Source organism: Gilliamella sp. LMG 34362, from assembly GCF_984569125.1.
Genome location: NZ_OZ474902.1, coordinates 2,038,612 through 2,057,184, shown reverse-complemented (window position 1 = coordinate 2,057,184; position 18,573 = coordinate 2,038,612). Strand labels below are relative to the sequence as shown.

The window sequence follows — 18,573 nt, the reverse complement described above, 5'->3', positions numbered from 1 at the left end:
AAAGCAAATTGTCATGCACTTAATAGCACTACTTAAAAATTCTCTATTAGATTTTTCAAATAAAAATGTTGTTTTACCAATATAGATTTATTTTGGAGAGGAAATAATGAATAAAGTATTTAAGTTAGTTTGGAATGCACAGCGTCAGGCGTACGTCGTTACATCAGAAAAAGCACAATCTAAAGGTCGATTGTTTTTACTTAATTTAGTTTCAGCTATCAGTGTAACATTAGTCATGACACCAATGAGTTATGCTCAATGTGATAGTTCGTTACTAAAAAATAATTGTGCCCGAAACGTTACTAATGAGATTGTTAATAAAAATTTATATAATAATCAATTTATTAGTAAACAAATTAGTGTTGATGTTAATTCACTTTTTGGTGCTACTAACTTCAACAACTCAGTAGAAATATTATTATCTAAGCATATTGAATCTGTTGATGATGGCTATAACTATATTAGTGATAATAGTGTTAGTGACATAACTTTACATCAATCTGCAGGAGATATTATTGGTGGTAAAAATGGTATTAATCTTAACCATAATGGTAATGGTTCAAACGGTATTACGATTTCAGGTGAGGTCACGGGTAAACAGGGTGATGGTATAAGAACTATAAATAGCACCTCGACTCAAGATCTAAATATTACCGAACTTGTTGGCGCCAATGTTCATGGTCAAGGCAATGGAATTAACGCCTTAAATAATGGACACGGTATAACAATAATTTCAACTGCGGACTCGGTTATCGGTGATGAGCTTGATGGTATTTTGGCTGTAAACGATGGTGATACTCAAGGTTTAAAAATAATCCAATCAGCAGGTGATGTTCATGGGAAAAAAAATGGTATTAATGCTGATAATAAAGGTAAAGGTAGAACCAATATTACTTCCAATGGAGAGGTGGTTGGTGATGAAAATGACGGTATTAATGCCGTTAATGAACAAAATGCAGGTGATTTACTGATTTCACAAAATGGTGGCTCTATTACTGGTGGACTTAATGGTATCAAAGCTAATAATCTGGGCAATGGTTCTACTACAATTGCGGTTTCAGCTAATATTCTTGGTCAACAAAATGATGGGATCTATGCCAATAATAGCAGCAACACTCATGATTTATCGGTGACTCAAAATTCAGGCGTTATTAATGGTAAATTAAACGGTATTAATGCTGTTAATAATGGCAATGGATCAACTATTGTCACAACTTCAGGTACAGTTACTGGTAATGAAAACGATGGGGTAAATATTACTAATCAAGCCAATACGAATAAATTAACTTTTAATCAGTTAAAAGGTGAAATTACAGGTAAAGAATACGGCATAAATATAGTTAATAATGGTAATGGTATAACTTCGATTTCAAGTCATGGTGCGATCGAAGGACAACAAAGAGATGGTATATTGGCTACAGGTAGTGCCAACACAACTGATTTAAACGTTAATCAAACCAGTGGTAGTATAAAAGGTGCAATTAATGGAATGAATCTCACTAATCAAGGTACTGGTTCAACTTTAATTACTACTAATGGTGAGGTCATTGGCCAACAAAATGATGGCCTTTATGCCGTTAATCAAGCTAATACCCACGATATGACGGTTAATCAATCTGCAGGCACGATTTCTGGCCAATCTAATGGTATTTATATTCACAATGGTGGCAATGGATCTTCTATTATTGGTAGCTCTGGTGATATAACCGGTGAGACTAATTATGGTATTGTTGCTGTTAATGAGACCAATACCAAAGATCTTACAATTATCCAATCGTTAGGTAATATCAATGGTAACCAAGATGGCATTAATATTGAACATAAAGGGACTGGGTCAACAACGATTTCAACTGCAGGGCAAGTATTAGGCCATCAAGGTAATGGTATTTATGCTCTAACTCAAACAAACAGTCAAAATTTAACAGCAAAACAATCATCAGGCCGTATCTATGGCAAAAAAAGTGGTATTAATTTTAATAATAATGGTAATGGATCTACATATGTAAATACTTTTGGTGATGTCATTGGTGAAGAGAATGAAGGGATCTTAATTAATAATGACAGTCATAGCCAAGATGTCAATGTGATGCAGACATCAGGGCTGATTAAAGGTAATACTAATGGGATTAATATTAGTAATAAAGGTAGTGGTAAAACAACAGTAACTTCGTCTGGTGACATTATTGGTAGTCAATATAATGCCATTACATTACTCAATGATCAAAATAGCCAAGATATCACAGTGTCACAATTAGATGGTAATATGCAAGGGGAGTCATACGGCATGTATATCACTAATAATGGCAAAAGTACTACAGCGATCACTACTTCAGGCAATGTAACTGGTGCTGGGAATGATGCAATCCGTGTGTTTAACAATAATAGTGCTACGGATTTAAAAATCAATCAATTAAAAGGCTCTATAACCGGTAATCAAGATGGTATAAATATAGAAAATGATGGTCAAGGATTAACCAATATTACTACTTCAGATAACGTTATCGGTAAACAACGAGATGGTATAGCAGCGAAAAATGGTACTAGCTCTAAAAGTCTTAATGTTATCCAATCAGCTGGTGAAATTAATGGTCATCGCTATGGAATATATGCGGTCAATAGTGGTCAAAGCTCTACGGTAATTAGTATTGCAGGTAAAGTGATTGGTAATAATAGTGACGCCATTTTTGCTGTTGCTGAGTCAGCTACAAACAATTTACTTTTTAGTCAAAATAAAGGTAGTGAGATTAATGGCAAGCTCAATAGTGTCAATCTTACCAACAATGGGCAAGGTTCAACGAATATTAAAGTTGCTGGTCAAATTGTTAGTCAAACTTTAGATGCCATTATTGTAGCTAATGATGCCAATACGAGTAGTCTATCCTTTAGACAAGAAGCGGATAGTAATATTCAGGGAGAGATGAATGGCGTTAATCTTACCAATAATGGACGAGGTTTAACGAATATTATAGCTGAAGGTGATATTAGTGCTAATCAAGGTTCAAGCATATTAGCCGTTAATGGTGATACCGCAACAGATCTATTTGTTAAACAATCTAATGGCATTATCAATGGTTTTGATAATGGTATTATGGTAACCAATAATGGCACAGGTATGACTGTACTTGATATATCAGGAAAGGTAGTTGGCCAAAATAATATCACTGGAATAGGCATTAATACTTCTGGTAAAGAAGGTCTTAAAACTTATATCAATTTAAATGAGGGCGCTGATATATCCTCTGCTAGTGGTATTGCGATTAAAAATGAAACAACTGATTCAATTATTTCCCTCAATAATGGTTCTAAAGTTAGTGGTCAAATTAGATTGGGTACTGGCAATGATACCTTATTTATCAATGAGGGTGCAGATATATCGCAATTGACTGTTGTTGATGGGGGCAATAAATTACTTCGCGTAGATGGATCGTCTGATGTTGATAGCCTTAACCTTAATACACATCTTATTGGTTCATCAACCTCTAATGGTACGATAGGTGATGTGGCTATTATTGGTTGGGAAAATATTAATCTTAGCAGTATTGCTAGACTAACACTCACTGGCGATTTAAATACTGATAAATTAACCATTAATTCAGGAGCTATGGTGGATCTTAAAACTGGTCTGCACCAATCTAATATTAGTGGTAGTGTTTATAATAGTGGTGTGATTACCCTCGGTAATCAATTTGCAGGTGACCGTTTAACGATTGCAGGTGATTATATTGGAGATAATGGTAAGTTAATCTTTGACACGGTTGTGCAAGATAGTGATAGTCCAACCGATCGATTATTTGTACAAGGTAATGTTTCGGGTAATACTTTTATAGAGATTAATAATATTGATGGTTTAGGTGCTGATACTAGTAATACTAATGGTATTGAATTAGTGCATGTTGATGGAGCGAGTAGTAATGATGCTTTCAAAATGCAACAAGAGCATCTAGATGTGGGTGCATATGAATATTATTTACATAAAGGGGATCTTAATAATCAAAATAATAACTGGTATTTACGTTCTTACTTACCTAATAACCCAACTGACCCTACAGAACCAACAGATCCTAATGAACCGACACATCCAGTTGATCCAGTAGATCCTTCAACTCCAATTAAACCAATCGACCCAACTGACCCTACGAGACCAATAGATCCTGAACCAGAAAAACCAGCCAGAATAAAAACTTATCGTAAAGAAGTATCAATGTTTGGTGCAATAGCTGAACAACTTCGTTTAGCAGATAACCTTATGCAAAGTAATTTACATCAACGTATTGGTAATGCGCCATTGCAGGATTCATTAATAGGGTGGGGAAGAATTATCACTAAACGTATTAATGTAAAACAGAATGGTACTGCAAATGCACACAGTAAAGGCAACTACTCAGGTTTCCAATTGGGCAGTGATATTTGGCAAAATAACGATTGGCGAATAGGGGGATATTTCGGTTATCTACATGGTAATTTAAGTGTTGATGGCTTTGCTAGTGGTAGATATGGGCGTGTAGGTAGTAATGGTATTAATTCATACTTTATGGCTGCTTATGGTACCTATATGCAAAACGATGGCGGGTATTTCGATATGGTTTTACAAGCTGCTCGTCACCGAGTTGATGTAAATCCAAATAGTAATAAAAATAGCAAACAAAAAGCAAATAGTCTGAATGCCTCCATGGAAACAGGTAAACCATTTGATTTATTTGATACTAATTGGAAAATCGAACCTCAAGCGCAAGTAATTCACCAATGGTTAGATTTAAAAGATAGCCATATCAATGGTAAAACTAAAGTAAAACATAGTGATAATAATGCTTGGCTATTCCGTATTGGGGCTAGATTTGAAGGTGACTATAAAGCTGATAATGAATTATGGCGCCCTTATGCACGGGTAAACCTTTTCTATTCACCAAGTGGTGCTGATCATGTCACTTTTGCTAGTAAAAATGCTGCTACTGAATTTAGTAATGGGGTTAAATCATTCAGTTCTGAATTAGCCATTGGTGGTAGTTATGAAGTTAATAATCAAATTAATGCATATAGTGAAATAGGGCACACATGGACTCATGGTGGCGATGCCAGAGTTAAAGCTCCAATTAGTGCTTCTGTAGGTATCCGTGCTAATTGGTAATCGTTAAATAAAATTTTGTTAACTTTGCTAAGCCGATATTACCTAGTAAATATCGGCTTAATTAATTATTTTTAGTTTTTTGTCAAACTTTCATTCAATTGAAAAATTAAATATTAGGGTTACGTTTAGTTAGCCACTCGACAATTGCTGGATCACGATGTGAGAAGAATGCACTAGTTGCAGTATCAATTGCGGTAATATTGATGAGATCTTGATTTGAAAGTTCAAAATCAAAAACATTAAAATTTTCAGCCATTCGTTCTTTTCTAGTTGATTTTGCTAAGCAAACAATTTGTCTTTGTATTAACCAGCGTAAAATAATTTGGCCAACTGATTTATTATGTTTATTGGCAATAACAGTTAATACAGGGTGATTAAAAATATCGTTTTTTCCCTCAGCGAATGGCGCCCACGCTTCTGGCTGAATAGTTCTACTTTGCATCCAAGGTACTGTCTGCAATTGTTGATTAAATGGATTAATTTCGATTTGATTGATGGCTGGCTTAATTTTATTAAAAGCTATCAAGTCAGCAACACGGTCTGAATGAAAATTACTTACACCAATGGCTTTAATTTTTCCTTGTTGATACAACTCTTCCATTGCTCGCCAAGCGCCATGTATATCACCAAAAGGTTGGTGGATTAAATATAGATCAATGTAATCTGATTGTAGTAAATTTAGCGATTGTTCAAATTGAATTTTAGCACCTTCATAGCTAGCACGATTTAACCAAAGTTTGGAAGTAATAAAAAGATCTTTTCGGTTAATTCCACTCACTTTAATCGCATTTCCGACTTGGCGTTCATTTTGATAAGCTGTAGCGGTATCAATTAGGCGATAACCAACATCAATTGCATCTAATACCGCTCGCTCACACTGTTTTTCATCAATTTGATAAACACCAAAGCCTAAAATAGGCATTTCAATGCCGTTATTTAATTTTGTGCTTTTCATAATGCACACCTCTAATATTAAAATTAACTGAAAATATTAACGGTTGTCTTTTCGAATGATTATTTATTAATCTCACTATTAAGTAAAGCGGAAATGTTATCTCATTAGCCAACAAATAACTTGTTTTATAGTAGTTTTACTAGCTATTTACCTTTATGTTTATCTTCAAAAAACCTTTCCTCAATTTTTTAATCTTAAATAAATTATTATTTAGTTAGTAAAGTGATTATTACTTCAATAAAAACTATTTATTTAAAAAGTGTATTAAATAAAAAAAGAAGAATTATTGGTGGATAGGAAACAAGCTGAGTGAATGGATCAGTTATAGTGCAATGGTTATTTGATTTACCAATTATTATAAAAATAATTATTTTTGAAAAAAATATAATATTTATTTTTAAAATATTAGTAATTATTATTTAATTTTTTGCTAACTTCATTAAGTTATATCATGATTATTAAATGATATTAGATATCGCTATAGGTTTATTCTTTGCACATCATTAATCATTATAATTTTTTTTAATTAGTTTTTTGTTAAAAAAATAGTAATTATATTTGCTATTGTTTTTTGAAATATGTTAGAAATATTGGCATAGTAATTGCATGCATTAATATCAGATTAATCATAATTACAGAGAAGTTTAGTAAAGAGGAACATGCGTATGGAAAATCATAGCAGCAGTACCGTTGCTTTTATAAAAAATAGGCGAGCATCGCTGATTAGTGCAATCTTTTTGATGGCAACTTCGGCAATTGGCCCCGGTTTTATCACTCAAACAGCTACTTTTACCGTGACACTTGGCACTGCTTTTGGTTTTGGTATTTTGGCCTCTATCATTATAGATTTTGTGGTTCAGCAAAATATTTGGCGAGTAGTTGCATTAACAAAAATGAACTCATCAGATATCGCTAATAGTACTATACCTTTTAGTGGTTATATATTAGCAATACTAATTATATTTGGTGGTTTAGTTTTTAATATAGGTAATATAGCTGGAGCCGGTTTAGGATTAAATGCATTAGTTGGCCTTGATCCTAAGTGGGGTGGGGCAATTAGTGCTCTAATGGCAGTTTATATATTTTCATCACGTAAAGCGAGTAATTTTATTGATCGCCTAATGATTGGTTTAGGTTTATTGATGATCATTTTGACAATGTTTGTGGTCTTTGCTTCTCATCCTCCTGTTGGTGAGGCTTTCAAAGAGACAGTAATACCATCAAATATTGATTTTGCTTCAATTACAACCATTGTTGGTGGTACTGTTGGTGGTTATATCTCCTATGCTGGTGCTCATCGCTTACTTGATAAAGGTATGGTTGGCGTAGAACATATAGACTATGTATCTGGTGCAGCAACAAAAGGGATCATGGTAGTTGGTTTAATGCGTTATATTTTGTTTTTAGCCATTCTAGGTGTAGTAGCTAGTGGCGTAACAATCGATATTTCGAGTTATGCCGCTAATCCGGCATCACAAGCATTCCAAGCGGCTTTAGGCGAATTAGGTTTGCGTATTTTTGGTTTGATACTATGGGCAGCTGCCATCACGAGTATTATAGGTGCCGCTTATACCTCAATGACTTTTATTACACCTTTTAAACGTAATATCAGTGAAAAACAACGCCAATTTGCTACTATTGTTTTTATTGCAGCCTCATTGGCGATTTATTTAATTATGGGTACCGCGCCTGTATCATTGCTGGTTTTTGCTGGTGGGTTTAATGGTTTAGTATTACCGCTTGGTTTAACTATCTTTGTTTACATAGGATGGAAACGGGCTGATTTAATGTCTGGTTATCATTATCCTAGATGGCTATTGTGGTCAGGACTTTTGGTTTGTGCTATCACGTGGTATATGGGAGCAATGTCTGTTTTCACTATTTTTAATTATTTAAAATGAAGGGCATCATGATTACTAATAAGATTATTGATTTAAACAGTGATCTTGGCGAAAGTTTTGGTCAATGGCAAATGGGTAATGATGAGGCAATGCTGAAAGTTGTTAGCAGTGCCAATATTGCCTGTGGCTTTCATGCCGGTTCGCCAGAAGGAATTTTAAAAACATTAAAAGCAGCCAAGTTAAATAATGTAAGTATTGGTGCTCATGTTGGATATCCTGATTTAGTTGGTTTTGGCCGACGAAATATGGATATTGGCTCTGAAGAATTAATTGCTGATGTTATTTATCAGATTGGCGCATTAACTGGATTAGCAAAATCTATTGATGCTGAAGTTAGTTATGTTAAACCGCATGGTGCTTTATATAACACGATAGCGCATGATAAGCGCCAAGCAATGGCAACGATTGATGCTATTCGACTGATTAATCCTCATCTTGTTTTAGTCGCTTTGGCTGGATCACCATTAATCAGTTGGGCTAAAGAAAGTGGCTTGAAAGTTGTTGCTGAGGCATTTGCTGATAGAGCGTATCATACCGATGGTACCTTAGTCTCTCGTAAGGAGGTTGGTGCAGTCTTACATGATCCAGATGTTGTTGCTAATCGTATGTTACAACTTGTTAATGACGGTGGTTTGATATCAATTGAAGGCGAGTTTGTTGAGGTTGATGCTGGATCAATTTGTGTTCATGGTGATAGTATGGGCGCTTTAGCGATGGCGCAAAAAGTTAGCCAACAATTACAAAATAATGGCGTTAAAATTGCTTCATTTACCGATGTTATTAATGAGTAATTTGCAGTAGATATTGCAACAATATAATTCAATTATTTGCCGTAATTATCAAATAAAGATTTACTTATAATCAATCTTCTTTGCGGCTTTTAGAGGTGCATAATGCGTTTTTTACCAGTTAATATTGATGCTCTGCTTGTCGAGTTAGAGACTCTAGAACAAGTGATGGCATTAACTGATGCATTACAATATAAAAAAGATGTATGGAATATAAATGAAATAATACCAGCAGCTCGGACTGTTTTAGTTCGATATAATTCCATTATTTTGGATGGAAATAAACTTGCCCAATATATAGCTCAATTAGATGTATCCTCAGGGCAATTAAGATCAGGTGAATTAGTTACCATTCCAGTTAGTTATAATGGCGAGGATTTAGGTTTTGTAGCAGAATATTTAGGCATTAGCGTTGCTGATGTTATTTCTAGACATACAAGCAATGAATATCAGGTTGCTTTTTGCGGATTTGCACCTGGTTTTGCTTATATGGTAGCGAAGGATATTCAGCTTAATGTTCCTCGCCGTCAATCTCCCCGGGTTCGTATTCCTGCTGGCTCTGTAGCCCTAGCTGGTGAATTTAGTAGTGTTTATCCACAAGCAAGCCCCGGCGGTTGGCAACTGATTGGTGTTACCAACGTTAAAGTCTGGGATATTTATCGTGACGAGCCAGCACTCTTTAAACCAGGTACACGAGTAAATTTTATTGATGCAAGTAAGACTGCTACTAAATATAGCTTACCACAATCGAAAAAAGTGACCCTACCGGTTGAACAACAAGAGCAATCTCAAGATATTGAGATATTAGCCACTGGAATTCAAACTTTATTACAAGATAATGGCCGCATAGGACAAGCTGAATTAGGTATTTCAGAATCAGGTGCAATGGATAAAGCAGCTTTGCATAGTGCCAATCGTATACTAGGTAATTCGACTAATGAGGCTGTTTTAGAAATAACTCAAGGTGGTTTTAAAGCTCGTATTAATAGCGCTATGTTAATTGCTGTGACAGGGGCGTCATGTGAGATTAAAGTTACTACAGTTAGCGGTGAAAGCTATTTCGCTCATATGTATCAACCGATCCAATTAGAACAAGGTGATATTGTTCATTTAGGTAACGCGCAGTATGGCGTACGCAGTTATGTTGCTGTACGTGGTGGTTTGCAAATTCAACCAATTTTAGCTAGTTGTTCTTTTGATACATTGGCGCAAGTTGGCCCTAATCCGCTAAAAGTTGGTCAAACATTGGCGATTAAGAATAGTCAGACTTTTAATGCGCTTTCATTAAATGAAACTCCCGTTATCTCTTATCCGTGTAAAGATGATGTTGTCGAATTGGATATAATGTTTGGCCCTCGTACCGATTGGTTTACACAACAAGCTATACAACAATTAACTTCACAATTGTGGCAAGTGACCCCTGCATCAAATCGTATTGGTTTACGTCTTTTGGGGGAAATTCCTTTAGAGCGCGAAAAACAACAAGAATTACCAAGTGAAGGCACTTGTATGGGGGCAATACAAATTCCTGCTAATGGTCAACCAGTACTATTTTTAAATGATCATCCTCTAACAGGCGGTTATCCGGTTATTGCAGCAGTATGTAATTATCATTTGGATTTGGCTGGTCAAATTCCAGTTAATGCCAAAATAAAATTTAATCCGATTGGAGTTTTTAAAGAATTTGAAGGGAGCCATGTTAATCATGTCTGAAATTAATAAACAAGTTGCACACAAAGTATTGATTGCTAATCGTGGTGAAATTGCCGTTCGGATTATTCGTGCTTGTCGAGATATGAATTTTGCATCGATAGCGATTTATGCCGATGTTGATATGGATGCACTGCATGTGCAAATGGCTGATGAGGCTTATGGATTATCAGGTAATACACCGAGTGATACCTATCTAAATATTGATAAGATTATTGCGATTGCGCAAAAATCTGGAGCCACAATGGTTCATCCCGGTTATGGCTTTTTGTCTGAGCGAGTTGAATTCGCCAAAGCGGTACAAGATGCTGGTTTAATTTGGATTGGTCCTAACCCTGAAACAATAGCTGTTTTGGGCGATAAAGTAAAAGCGCGACAACTTGCTATCGAAGTAGGGGCACCACTAGTTACCGGTACGGATAAACCTGTACAAAATGCCAAAGAAGTTGTTGAATTTGCACATAAACATGGATTACCAATTGCAATTAAAGCAGCATTTGGCGGTGGAGGCCGAGGACTTAAAGTTGCTTGGCAAATGGATGAAGTAGAAGAACTCTATGATTCAGCTGTGCGTGAAGCAACGGTAGCATTTGGACGTGGTGAATGTTTCTTAGAACAATTTTTACATCATCCTCGACATATTGAAGCACAGGTTATCGCTGATACTCATGGTAATGTTGTTGTCGTTGGTACTCGTGATTGTTCTTTACAGCGTCGTAATCAAAAGTTGATAGAAGAATCACCAGCACCTTTTTTAGATGAAAAAATAGAAAAACAAATAGTTAAAGCATCAATCGATATCTGTGCTAAAGCAAATTATATTGGCGTTGGTACCGTTGAATTTTTACTGAGTCAGGATGGTAAACTGTCTTTTTTAGAAGTAAATACTCGATTACAAGTTGAACATCCTGTGACGGAAGAAACAACAGGAATTGACCTCGTGATAGAACAGTTACGAATAGCGCAAGGATTACCCGTTAGTATTAAACAAATGCCTCAACCACAAGGGCATGCTATTGAATTTCGCATAAATGCAGAAGATGCTGCTAATGGTTTTTTACCGGTGGCCGGAACGATAACTCATTTTGATATACCGACAGGCCCAGGTGTTCGCTTAGATAGTGGCGTTCATGCAGGATCAGTAATTCCTGCTACATTTGATTCACTCATGGCTAAACTTATTATTGTTGGTAATAATCGCCAACAGGCTTTGGCAAGAGCTCGTCGTGCATTAGCCGAGTTTACCATTAAGGGAGTTGCTAGTGTGCTACCATTTGATCAAAAAGTGATAGACCATCCTGATTTTTGCCAGCAGTTTAATGTGCATACTCGTTGGATTGAAACGGACTTTAATGCAGAACTTGAACCAGCCAAAAGACAACTTCCGCAGCAAGAAGATATATTGACCCATACCTTTATTGAAATTGATGGTAAACGTTGTAAGCTTGGTTTACCTGCGAAACTATTTTCTGGATTATCTATCAGCCAGACCAATAGCGAAGCCCAATCAGTTGTAACCACTAACACAAATCTTGATTTAATTGTTCCAGCTCCAGTGTCTGGTAATTTGTTTAAATGGTTGGTTGAGGATAATCAAAAGGTTGAACAAGGTGATATGATTGCAATTATCGAGGCAATGAAAATGGAAATTCAAGTAATAGCTCATCGTGAAGGTATTTTGAAACATTCTCATACCGAAGGTACGTATGTTAATGCTGATGATTCTATTGCTGAAATTATTTAGTATTAAAAATAATTTATAAATTAATAATAACAATATGTTTTATTAGATTCTTGCAGTTGGTAAAACATATTGTTTTTTATATTAAGATTATTAGTATTGTCTTTTCGAATCAGTTATATCGGCGATTAATATGTAATTTAAATTTCCTGCTGGTTTTAATATAAATCTCTCTAATCTTATTGTTTGGGATCTTAACTGATAAATTAAACGATATAATATCTAGTATTCATCTCTAATTTGAATTAGTTACCTATTGCTATTCTCGTTTTATCATTATCAAAAACCCCTTTCCTCAAAATTTTTTATTGAATAATAATAGTTATTGGTGACTCTCTCTAATCCTTATATAGATTCAGGATAATAATTAAACTTAATAATTGAACAAAGTAATATAAAAAATAGTTATCATGATAATTTTTTTATAGTTTTAGTTTTAATTTATGATAAGGTTGCCGTTTTGTATTTTATACATAGGGAAGCACTATGACACATTCAACCAATAAATTGGTTCGTTTTTATTTCAAAGTAGGATTAATACCACAAATTATTTTGGGGTTAATCTTAGGTATTGCATTAGCGGCAATTTCAAAAGATGTCGCATTAGATATGTCCTTTATTGGATCACTTTTTATTAATGCTTTGAAATCAGTAGCCCCAATCTTGGTACTTATTTTAGTTATTGCTTCAATATCTAATCACCAACATGGTAAACGGGCCAATATGGGAGAACTATTGGCTCTTTATTTTGCAGGGATGATGTTAGCGGCTTTATTAGCAACTGTTGCTAGTTTTATCTTTCCTTCTGATATCTCTTTAGGTGATACCGCTAATCAAACTAAATTGACACCGCCTGGTAGCGTTATTGAAGTACTAAAAACTTTATTTAACAAGATGATCGACAATCCAATTAATGCGCTGGTTAACGCTAACTATATCGGTCTTATTATTTGGGGTGTTGGTATTGGGATTGCATTAAGACATTCAAGTGAAACCACGAAAACAATGATGAATGATCTTTCTGTAGCCATTTCATTTATCGTTAGAATTATTATTCGTTTTGCGCCATTAGGTGTATTTGGTTTAGTCGCTTCAACTCTTGCTGAAACAGGCTTTGGAGAATTACTTAAATATGCCCATTTAATTCTTGTATTGGTGTCTAGTATGTTAATTGTAGCATTGATCATTAATCCATTACTGGCGTATATGGTCATGCGTAAGAATCCGTATCCATTAGTATTAACTTCATTAAAAGAGAGTGCTATTCCAGCCTTTTTTACTCGAAGTTCGGCAGCAAATATACCGGTTAATATGGAAATTTGTCGAAAACTAAAAATGGATGAAGATACCTATTCCGTGGCGGTACCGTTAGGGGCAGCCATTAATATGTCAGGTGCAGCTATCACTATTACTATTTTAACCTTAGCAACTGTTAATTCATTACATATAGAAGTTGATGTTCTTTCTGCCGTATTGCTTTGTATTGTAACGAGTGTTTGTGCTTGTGGAGCATCGGGAATTGCTGGTGGTTCATTACTGTTGATTCCTGTTGCTTGTAGTATGTTTGGTATACCTAATGAAATTTCAGCAAAAGTCATTGGTATTGGTATTGCAATTGGCGTAATTCAAGATTCAGTTGAAACAGCACTTAATTCATCAAGTGATGTGGTATTTATTGGTGCTGTTTCAGAGAAAGTACAGCGTAATAAAGCAAAATAGAATCAATTTATTCGTTAGCCAATTTATAATGACTATTAAGCCTGATAGATATCAGGCTTTTTTATAAATTGAAAACAGAATCAGTAGCTCAATGATTGCATTTACTCTGATGAATATTTATCATGATTTACATATTAAATGTATTAAGGAATTATCATGTCATTCAATGCAATTATGTTAGGGAAAGATGAGGTTACTGGATTTTCGAATTCCTTAAAGACTATTACTAAACAGCTGTTATTGCAGCAGCAGGGAGATACTTTAGTCCAAATTCATTATTCAAGCATCAATTATAAAGATGCTTTAGCCTTGACGAATAAAAGTCCTATAGTTCGACAATGGCCAATGGTACCGGGTATTGATGGTGTGGGTACCGTCATTGAGTGCCATAGTGGCCGTTATCAAGCAGGTGACTTAGTTATTTTAAATGGCTGGGGATGTGGAGAAACTCATTGGGGATGTTTAGCACAATATGCCTATCTAAAATCAGATTGGTTAATCTCTCTACCTAATAACCTTACTACTTATCAGTCAATGGCTATGGGCACAGCCGGTTATACCGCTGCACTTTGTGTAAAACGCATTATTGATTATGGCGTTAAACCAGAAGATGGCAAGGTTTTAGTTACTGGTGCAACAGGTGGTGTTGGTTCTGTGGCCATTGCATTATTGTCTAAATTGGGTTTTAACGTTACAGCATCAACAAGTAAAACTTTTGATAAAGAGTATTTATCAAAACTAGGTGCGGTTGATATTATTGATAGTCAATCATTGAAAAAGCCGAATAAACCGTTACAAAAAGAGTTATGGTCAGCTGCAATAGATGTCGTTGGTTCAAACACATTAGCTAATATTTGTGCTCAAACTCAATATGGTGGCATAGTCGCATGTTGTGGTTTGGCGCAAGGTATTGACTTACCTGCAACCGTGGCACCATTTATTTTACGCGGCGTAACACTATCGGGAGTGGATAGTGTGATGGCAAGTTATGATAAACGGGTTGCAGCTTGGCAATTAATAGCAGAAAACATGGACGAGAAACTGTATACTCACATAGCTAAAATTATTACATTAGATCAATGTTCTGAGATAGCACATAAGATGATCTCTGGTGAAATTAAAGGACGCTTTGTGGTTGATGTGAATTAGTGAACTTTATACTTAAATAAGCAGAATAAATATGCAGCATAGATTAATGCTGCATATTTATTAACTAGTTGGTTGAATTATTGTATAGTTGAATTAAAGAGTTTTCAGTTGTATTTAATGATTTAATTTCTTGGTTAACATCTTTATCATCTAACTTATTTAAAACAAGCTTGATTTGCGTAATCATTTTCGGTAAATAATCAACAAATCCATCATAGTAAATGCGATTTAAGCCTTGTGTTTTTATTACAGAGTCATTACCTTTATATTTTTTTAAATTATCAGAAATATCTACAATTTGTTGAATTTTCAGTTCAATAGCTTGTGTATCTAAATTTTTGAAATTGTTTTTTTCATCAAACGTATTATTAATTAATCCGACAATTTCTTTTGTTATATCCATTATTTCCATACAATCATATTGAAGAGTTAATCCTCTTTTTTTAAAATCCAATTTTTGAATATCATGTATTTCATTGTATAATTTATTATAAATAAGTTTAGCTGAGTGTTGTGTTTGCATAAACTCATTATATGAATTAGCTAGTTGATTAAAAAGGTTCGGTGCTTTTTGGTAATTATCTGATTGATATTCACCATTAAGAGCGTATTTTTGTAGTTCATTCAAAGCTAATGCTAATTTGACATAATTTTCAGCAAATTTTTTACCTTCTATATCTAATTCGAGTAATTGTGGTTCGCTTTTTTCTAATTCATCAATTAATAGTTTGTAGTTATGTAGTAATTTTTCAGAAGGTAGAGATAAATTCAAAACAAGAGAAAAATTTTTTAAAGGATCCTTTTTGATTGCTTTCAATGTACATGCATTATTTTTTTCGCCACAATTTTGAAGAACTTTTTTTGCCTTTTGATCTAAATTAATTAAAGTAGAAGTATTTTTTACGTTTTTATTTAACTTTCGTCCAAAATAACCATAATCATAATTAAATACGGATAGCCAAAGGTTCATTTTCTCGGATTGAGCATATGCTTGACGCGTATTTTCATCCATTGTTTGTTCTATTGATTGAGAAGGTTCTGATTCTGGCTCTGATTCTGAAGCAGGAGTAGGAGCTTGTTCTATCGCTGATATATTGGTAGATTCTACAGGTTGTTGGTCAGCTGGTTGTTGTTTTGTTTTATCATCGCAACTAATTATTAATAAACTAGCTAAAATTAAAGTGAATATTTTTGTTGTCATTTAATTCTTCCATTTAATATAAATAATAACATCAACTAGTTAAGCTTTTTGTATGTAATAGTTTATTAAATAATCGACATTAACTCAATTTGTTATTTTTTAATCAATAAGTAAACCTATTTAGGCTCTTTTGTATCAAATTAAGGTTTATATTAATAACAATATATTTCGAAAAATTTTTTTTCAGTAAAATCAGATTAGATTCAATCTAACTTAACTATTTTGCAGTGATGTTCGTAGTTACCAATCAAAGTTATCAATAATCTGTGATTAATTTCGAAGGGGAATATGATATGCCATATCAAACAAGAGATGATTTACCTGAATCAGTCCGACATGTTTTACCTACCCATGCTCAAGATATTTTTAAAGAAGCTTTTAATAGTGCTATAAAAGAGTATCAAGATCCGATAAAAAGACGCGATAAAAGTGATGCTGAACAAGTTGCTTTTCGTGTTGCTTGGTCAGCGGTTGAAAAGGTCTATCATAAGGATGAGCATGGCAAATGGGTAGCTAAATAAAACTTAAAACATTTTAGATAGCTTGTTTTATTATTTAATAATGCTATAAATAAGAATAAATGCTAAGCTGACATGGATAGTTGGCTTATTCATATTTAAATTAAGGAGTTATGATGTTCATTTTTTCTCTTTCTTATCTCAAACCTATTAGTCAAGTTGAAAAATATTTACAAGCACATATTGATTATCTAGAGCGTTATTATCAATTAGGGCATTTTATCGCTTCAGGTCGCAAAATTCCTCGCACTGGTGGTGTTATTATTTGTCGTGCTGAGAGTCATGAACAAGCCATGTCTATCATACAACAAGATCCATTTTATATTCACCAAATTGCTCAATATGAATTAATTGAATTTGTTCCTAGCAAATATGCCAAAGGGTTTGATAATTTTATCTAATGATTATCTAAAACATTAACAATGCTGTTAGTGAAATTGATAAACATATTGTTAATTATCGCAAAGCAGCTAAATTCATATTAGCTTATTTAATTATTCCTATTCTTAAATCCTCATTTCAACAAAATTAATAAAAAATTTGAACCTTTTTTATATTTTTTAACCTCTAATATAAGTATGGTCATTTTATCAATGAAATTATATTAAACTCATTTAAACTTAATATTTCATTACGATTTTATTAGCTAGAGATTAAAAACTAATGAGTAAAAATAAACAACAACTCATCGAATTAGCTTGTAAGGGCGATAAGCAAGCACTGGAAAATTTGCTAGTCATTTGTCAACCAGATATAAAAAGATTTGCAAGACGAACCTGTTCAAGCTCGGAAGATATTGATGATGCGGTGCAAATTGCACTATGGCAGTTATATCGAAAAATAAGCATGTTGAAAACGGTGGTTACCTTCAGTAGTTGGTTATTTCGAATTGTCGAACGTTAATGTTATCGATTATTCAAAATTAGGAATTCGAAAAATATTGATTCAGGTTTTGATTTCGATAGCTTCAAAATAGCATATACAGATATCGATCTCAAAATTGATTTGATCAATGCAATTCTTGTTTTGCCAATAATCTATCGAGAAGTTCTAATTTTAAGAGATATTAGGGAATATTTATTCCCAGAAGTCGCTGACCAACTAGGTATTAATGTTGAGGCGGTAAAAAGCCGATTGCATCGAGCTAGAATGCTAATAAAAGAAAAAATTAATTCACGAAAACTTTCAAGTTTTTAAATAACATGTAGGAGAACTCTATGTATTGTCGTAACTCAATCATTTTACATTTAATAAGAGGTATAGCTGCAATTTCGTTGATATATGCTGTATTTTTATTTCAACTTCCGCTTTTGCTTAAATTGTTTTTGGTTGTGGGTGCCATTTTGCTGTTACAAGGTTGTCCTGCCTGTTGGTTGTTAAGTTTAATAAATAAATTACAAACTCAAAAAGGAACACAATATGAGTGATTATCAATCGAGAGAAGATTTTAAATATTTAGCATGTTTATTGAAATCAGCTCCAAATGAAACACAAGCATTTATTGATTTTGATCAGCAAACGATTAAGCGAAATGATGGAAATATTCCAATAAAAACTCGAGAGTTAATAGCTTTAGCTATCGCACTAACAACGCAATGTGCTTATTGCATTGATGTTCATGTCAAAGGTGCAAAACGAGCAGGAGCTAGTTTAGAAGAGTTGGCTGAATTAATTTCCTTTTCCGCATCGGTAAGAGCAGGTGCAACTATGGCGCATGGTTTGTTAGCAATGCGATTATTTGAACAATAAAATTGTTAACAGGTTAG

The 18,573-nt window shown here is 34.0% G+C and carries 15 protein-coding genes; 13 read left to right on the top strand and 2 right to left on the bottom strand.

Going from position 1 to position 18,573, the window contains the following annotated elements; translation table 11 throughout:
- Nucleotides 1-106: 106 nt before the first annotated feature.
- Entirely contained in the window at nt 107-5,125 is a 5,019-nt protein-coding gene (locus AC5LWZ_RS09455) for an autotransporter outer membrane beta-barrel domain-containing protein (RefSeq protein WP_493463576.1), read from the top strand.
- Nucleotides 5,126-5,231: 106 nt separating this feature from the next.
- On the opposite strand, the gene AC5LWZ_RS09450 is transcribed toward AC5LWZ_RS09455, so the two are convergent.
- On the bottom strand, nt 5,232-6,080 hold the full coding sequence (locus tag AC5LWZ_RS09450; protein ID WP_198220662.1) for an aldo/keto reductase: 849 nt from the start codon (nt 6,078-6,080) through the stop codon (nt 5,232-5,234).
- 665 nt (nt 6,081-6,745) lie between these two features.
- On the opposite strand from AC5LWZ_RS09450, the gene AC5LWZ_RS09445 reads away from it, so the two are divergent.
- The 6 genes from AC5LWZ_RS09445 (at nt 6,746) to acuI (ending at nt 15,088) form a co-directional block, all read left to right on the top strand.
- Nucleotides 6,746-7,981 carry an NRAMP family divalent metal transporter gene (locus AC5LWZ_RS09445; RefSeq protein ID WP_493463575.1) on the top strand — a complete coding sequence of 412 codons (1,236 nt, stop codon included), beginning with the start codon at nt 6,746-6,748 and terminating at the stop codon, nt 7,979-7,981.
- Between the two features lie 8 nt (nt 7,982-7,989).
- On the top strand, nt 7,990-8,772 hold the full coding sequence (locus tag AC5LWZ_RS09440; protein WP_198220658.1) for a LamB/YcsF family protein: 783 nt from the start codon (nt 7,990-7,992) through the stop codon (nt 8,770-8,772).
- A gap of 102 nt (nt 8,773-8,874) precedes the next feature.
- On the top strand, nt 8,875-10,482 hold the full coding sequence (locus AC5LWZ_RS09435) for a 5-oxoprolinase subunit B/C family protein (RefSeq protein ID WP_493463574.1): 1,608 nt from the start codon (nt 8,875-8,877) through the stop codon (nt 10,480-10,482).
- Nucleotides 10,475-12,223 (top strand): acetyl/propionyl/methylcrotonyl-CoA carboxylase subunit alpha, encoded by a 1,749-nt coding sequence (locus tag AC5LWZ_RS09430; protein WP_493463573.1) that lies wholly within the window; start codon nt 10,475-10,477, stop codon nt 12,221-12,223. Before AC5LWZ_RS09435 ends, AC5LWZ_RS09430 begins: the two co-directional genes overlap by 8 nt.
- A gap of 483 nt (nt 12,224-12,706) precedes the next feature.
- Complete coding sequence (sstT, locus tag AC5LWZ_RS09425; RefSeq protein WP_110447462.1) at nt 12,707-13,939, top strand: serine/threonine transporter SstT; 1,233 nt, start codon at nt 12,707-12,709, stop codon at nt 13,937-13,939.
- A gap of 156 nt (nt 13,940-14,095) precedes the next feature.
- Nucleotides 14,096-15,088 carry an acrylyl-CoA reductase (NADPH) gene (gene acuI / locus AC5LWZ_RS09420; protein WP_493463572.1) on the top strand — a complete coding sequence of 331 codons (993 nt, stop codon included), beginning with the start codon at nt 14,096-14,098 and terminating at the stop codon, nt 15,086-15,088.
- 64 nt (nt 15,089-15,152) lie between these two features.
- Here the strand turns inward: acuI and AC5LWZ_RS09415 are convergent, their stop codons facing one another.
- Nucleotides 15,153-16,289, bottom strand: a complete 1,137-nt coding sequence (locus AC5LWZ_RS09415; protein ID WP_493463571.1) for a DUF3829 domain-containing protein — start codon at nt 16,287-16,289, stop codon at nt 15,153-15,155.
- A 293-nt stretch (nt 16,290-16,582) separates the two neighbouring features.
- Here AC5LWZ_RS09415 and AC5LWZ_RS09410 point away from each other — a divergent pair, with 293 nt between their 5' ends.
- From AC5LWZ_RS09410 to AC5LWZ_RS09385, 6 genes are all read left to right on the top strand, one after another.
- Nucleotides 16,583-16,810 carry a ChaB family protein gene (locus tag AC5LWZ_RS09410; RefSeq protein ID WP_493463570.1) on the top strand — a complete coding sequence of 76 codons (228 nt, stop codon included), beginning with the start codon at nt 16,583-16,585 and terminating at the stop codon, nt 16,808-16,810.
- A 113-nt stretch (nt 16,811-16,923) separates the two neighbouring features.
- Nucleotides 16,924-17,208 carry a YciI family protein gene (locus AC5LWZ_RS09405; RefSeq protein WP_493464201.1) on the top strand — a complete coding sequence of 95 codons (285 nt, stop codon included), beginning with the start codon at nt 16,924-16,926 and terminating at the stop codon, nt 17,206-17,208.
- A gap of 262 nt (nt 17,209-17,470) precedes the next feature.
- A complete protein-coding gene (locus tag AC5LWZ_RS09400) occupies nt 17,471-17,710 on the top strand; it encodes an RNA polymerase sigma factor (RefSeq protein ID WP_493463569.1) in 240 nt (79 codons plus the stop codon).
- A gap of 102 nt (nt 17,711-17,812) precedes the next feature.
- Nucleotides 17,813-18,004 (top strand): sigma factor-like helix-turn-helix DNA-binding protein, encoded by a 192-nt coding sequence (locus AC5LWZ_RS09395; protein WP_493463568.1) that lies wholly within the window; start codon nt 17,813-17,815, stop codon nt 18,002-18,004.
- Between the two features lie 20 nt (nt 18,005-18,024).
- Nucleotides 18,025-18,234 carry a hypothetical protein gene (locus AC5LWZ_RS09390; protein WP_493463567.1) on the top strand — a complete coding sequence of 70 codons (210 nt, stop codon included), beginning with the start codon at nt 18,025-18,027 and terminating at the stop codon, nt 18,232-18,234.
- Nucleotides 18,227-18,556 carry a carboxymuconolactone decarboxylase family protein gene (locus AC5LWZ_RS09385; RefSeq protein WP_493463566.1) on the top strand — a complete coding sequence of 110 codons (330 nt, stop codon included), beginning with the start codon at nt 18,227-18,229 and terminating at the stop codon, nt 18,554-18,556. Before AC5LWZ_RS09390 ends, AC5LWZ_RS09385 begins: the two co-directional genes overlap by 8 nt.
- The last annotated feature ends 17 nt before the right edge of the window (nt 18,557-18,573 follow it).

Excerpts from the sequence above, each read along its gene's own strand:
- AC5LWZ_RS09455 (WP_493463576.1), top strand. The coding sequence starts at position 107 with ATGAATAAAGTATTTAAGTTAGTTTGGAATGCACAGCGTCAGGCGTAC.
- AC5LWZ_RS09450 (WP_198220662.1), bottom strand. The coding sequence starts at position 6,080 with ATGAAAAGCACAAAATTAAATAACGGCATTGAAATGCCTATTTTAGGC.
- AC5LWZ_RS09445 (WP_493463575.1), top strand. The coding sequence starts at position 6,746 with ATGGAAAATCATAGCAGCAGTACCGTTGCTTTTATAAAAAATAGGCGA.
- AC5LWZ_RS09440 (WP_198220658.1), top strand. The coding sequence starts at position 7,990 with ATGATTACTAATAAGATTATTGATTTAAACAGTGATCTTGGCGAAAGT.
- AC5LWZ_RS09435 (WP_493463574.1), top strand. The coding sequence starts at position 8,875 with ATGCGTTTTTTACCAGTTAATATTGATGCTCTGCTTGTCGAGTTAGAG.
- AC5LWZ_RS09430 (WP_493463573.1), top strand. The coding sequence starts at position 10,475 with ATGTCTGAAATTAATAAACAAGTTGCACACAAAGTATTGATTGCTAAT.
- sstT (WP_110447462.1), top strand. The coding sequence starts at position 12,707 with ATGACACATTCAACCAATAAATTGGTTCGTTTTTATTTCAAAGTAGGA.
- acuI (WP_493463572.1), top strand. The coding sequence starts at position 14,096 with ATGTCATTCAATGCAATTATGTTAGGGAAAGATGAGGTTACTGGATTT.
- AC5LWZ_RS09415 (WP_493463571.1), bottom strand. The coding sequence starts at position 16,289 with ATGACAACAAAAATATTCACTTTAATTTTAGCTAGTTTATTAATAATT.
- AC5LWZ_RS09410 (WP_493463570.1), top strand. The coding sequence starts at position 16,583 with ATGCCATATCAAACAAGAGATGATTTACCTGAATCAGTCCGACATGTT.
- AC5LWZ_RS09405 (WP_493464201.1), top strand. The coding sequence starts at position 16,924 with ATGTTCATTTTTTCTCTTTCTTATCTCAAACCTATTAGTCAAGTTGAA.
- AC5LWZ_RS09400 (WP_493463569.1), top strand. The coding sequence starts at position 17,471 with ATGAGTAAAAATAAACAACAACTCATCGAATTAGCTTGTAAGGGCGAT.
- AC5LWZ_RS09390 (WP_493463567.1), top strand. The coding sequence starts at position 18,025 with ATGTATTGTCGTAACTCAATCATTTTACATTTAATAAGAGGTATAGCT.
- AC5LWZ_RS09385 (WP_493463566.1), top strand. The coding sequence starts at position 18,227 with ATGAGTGATTATCAATCGAGAGAAGATTTTAAATATTTAGCATGTTTA.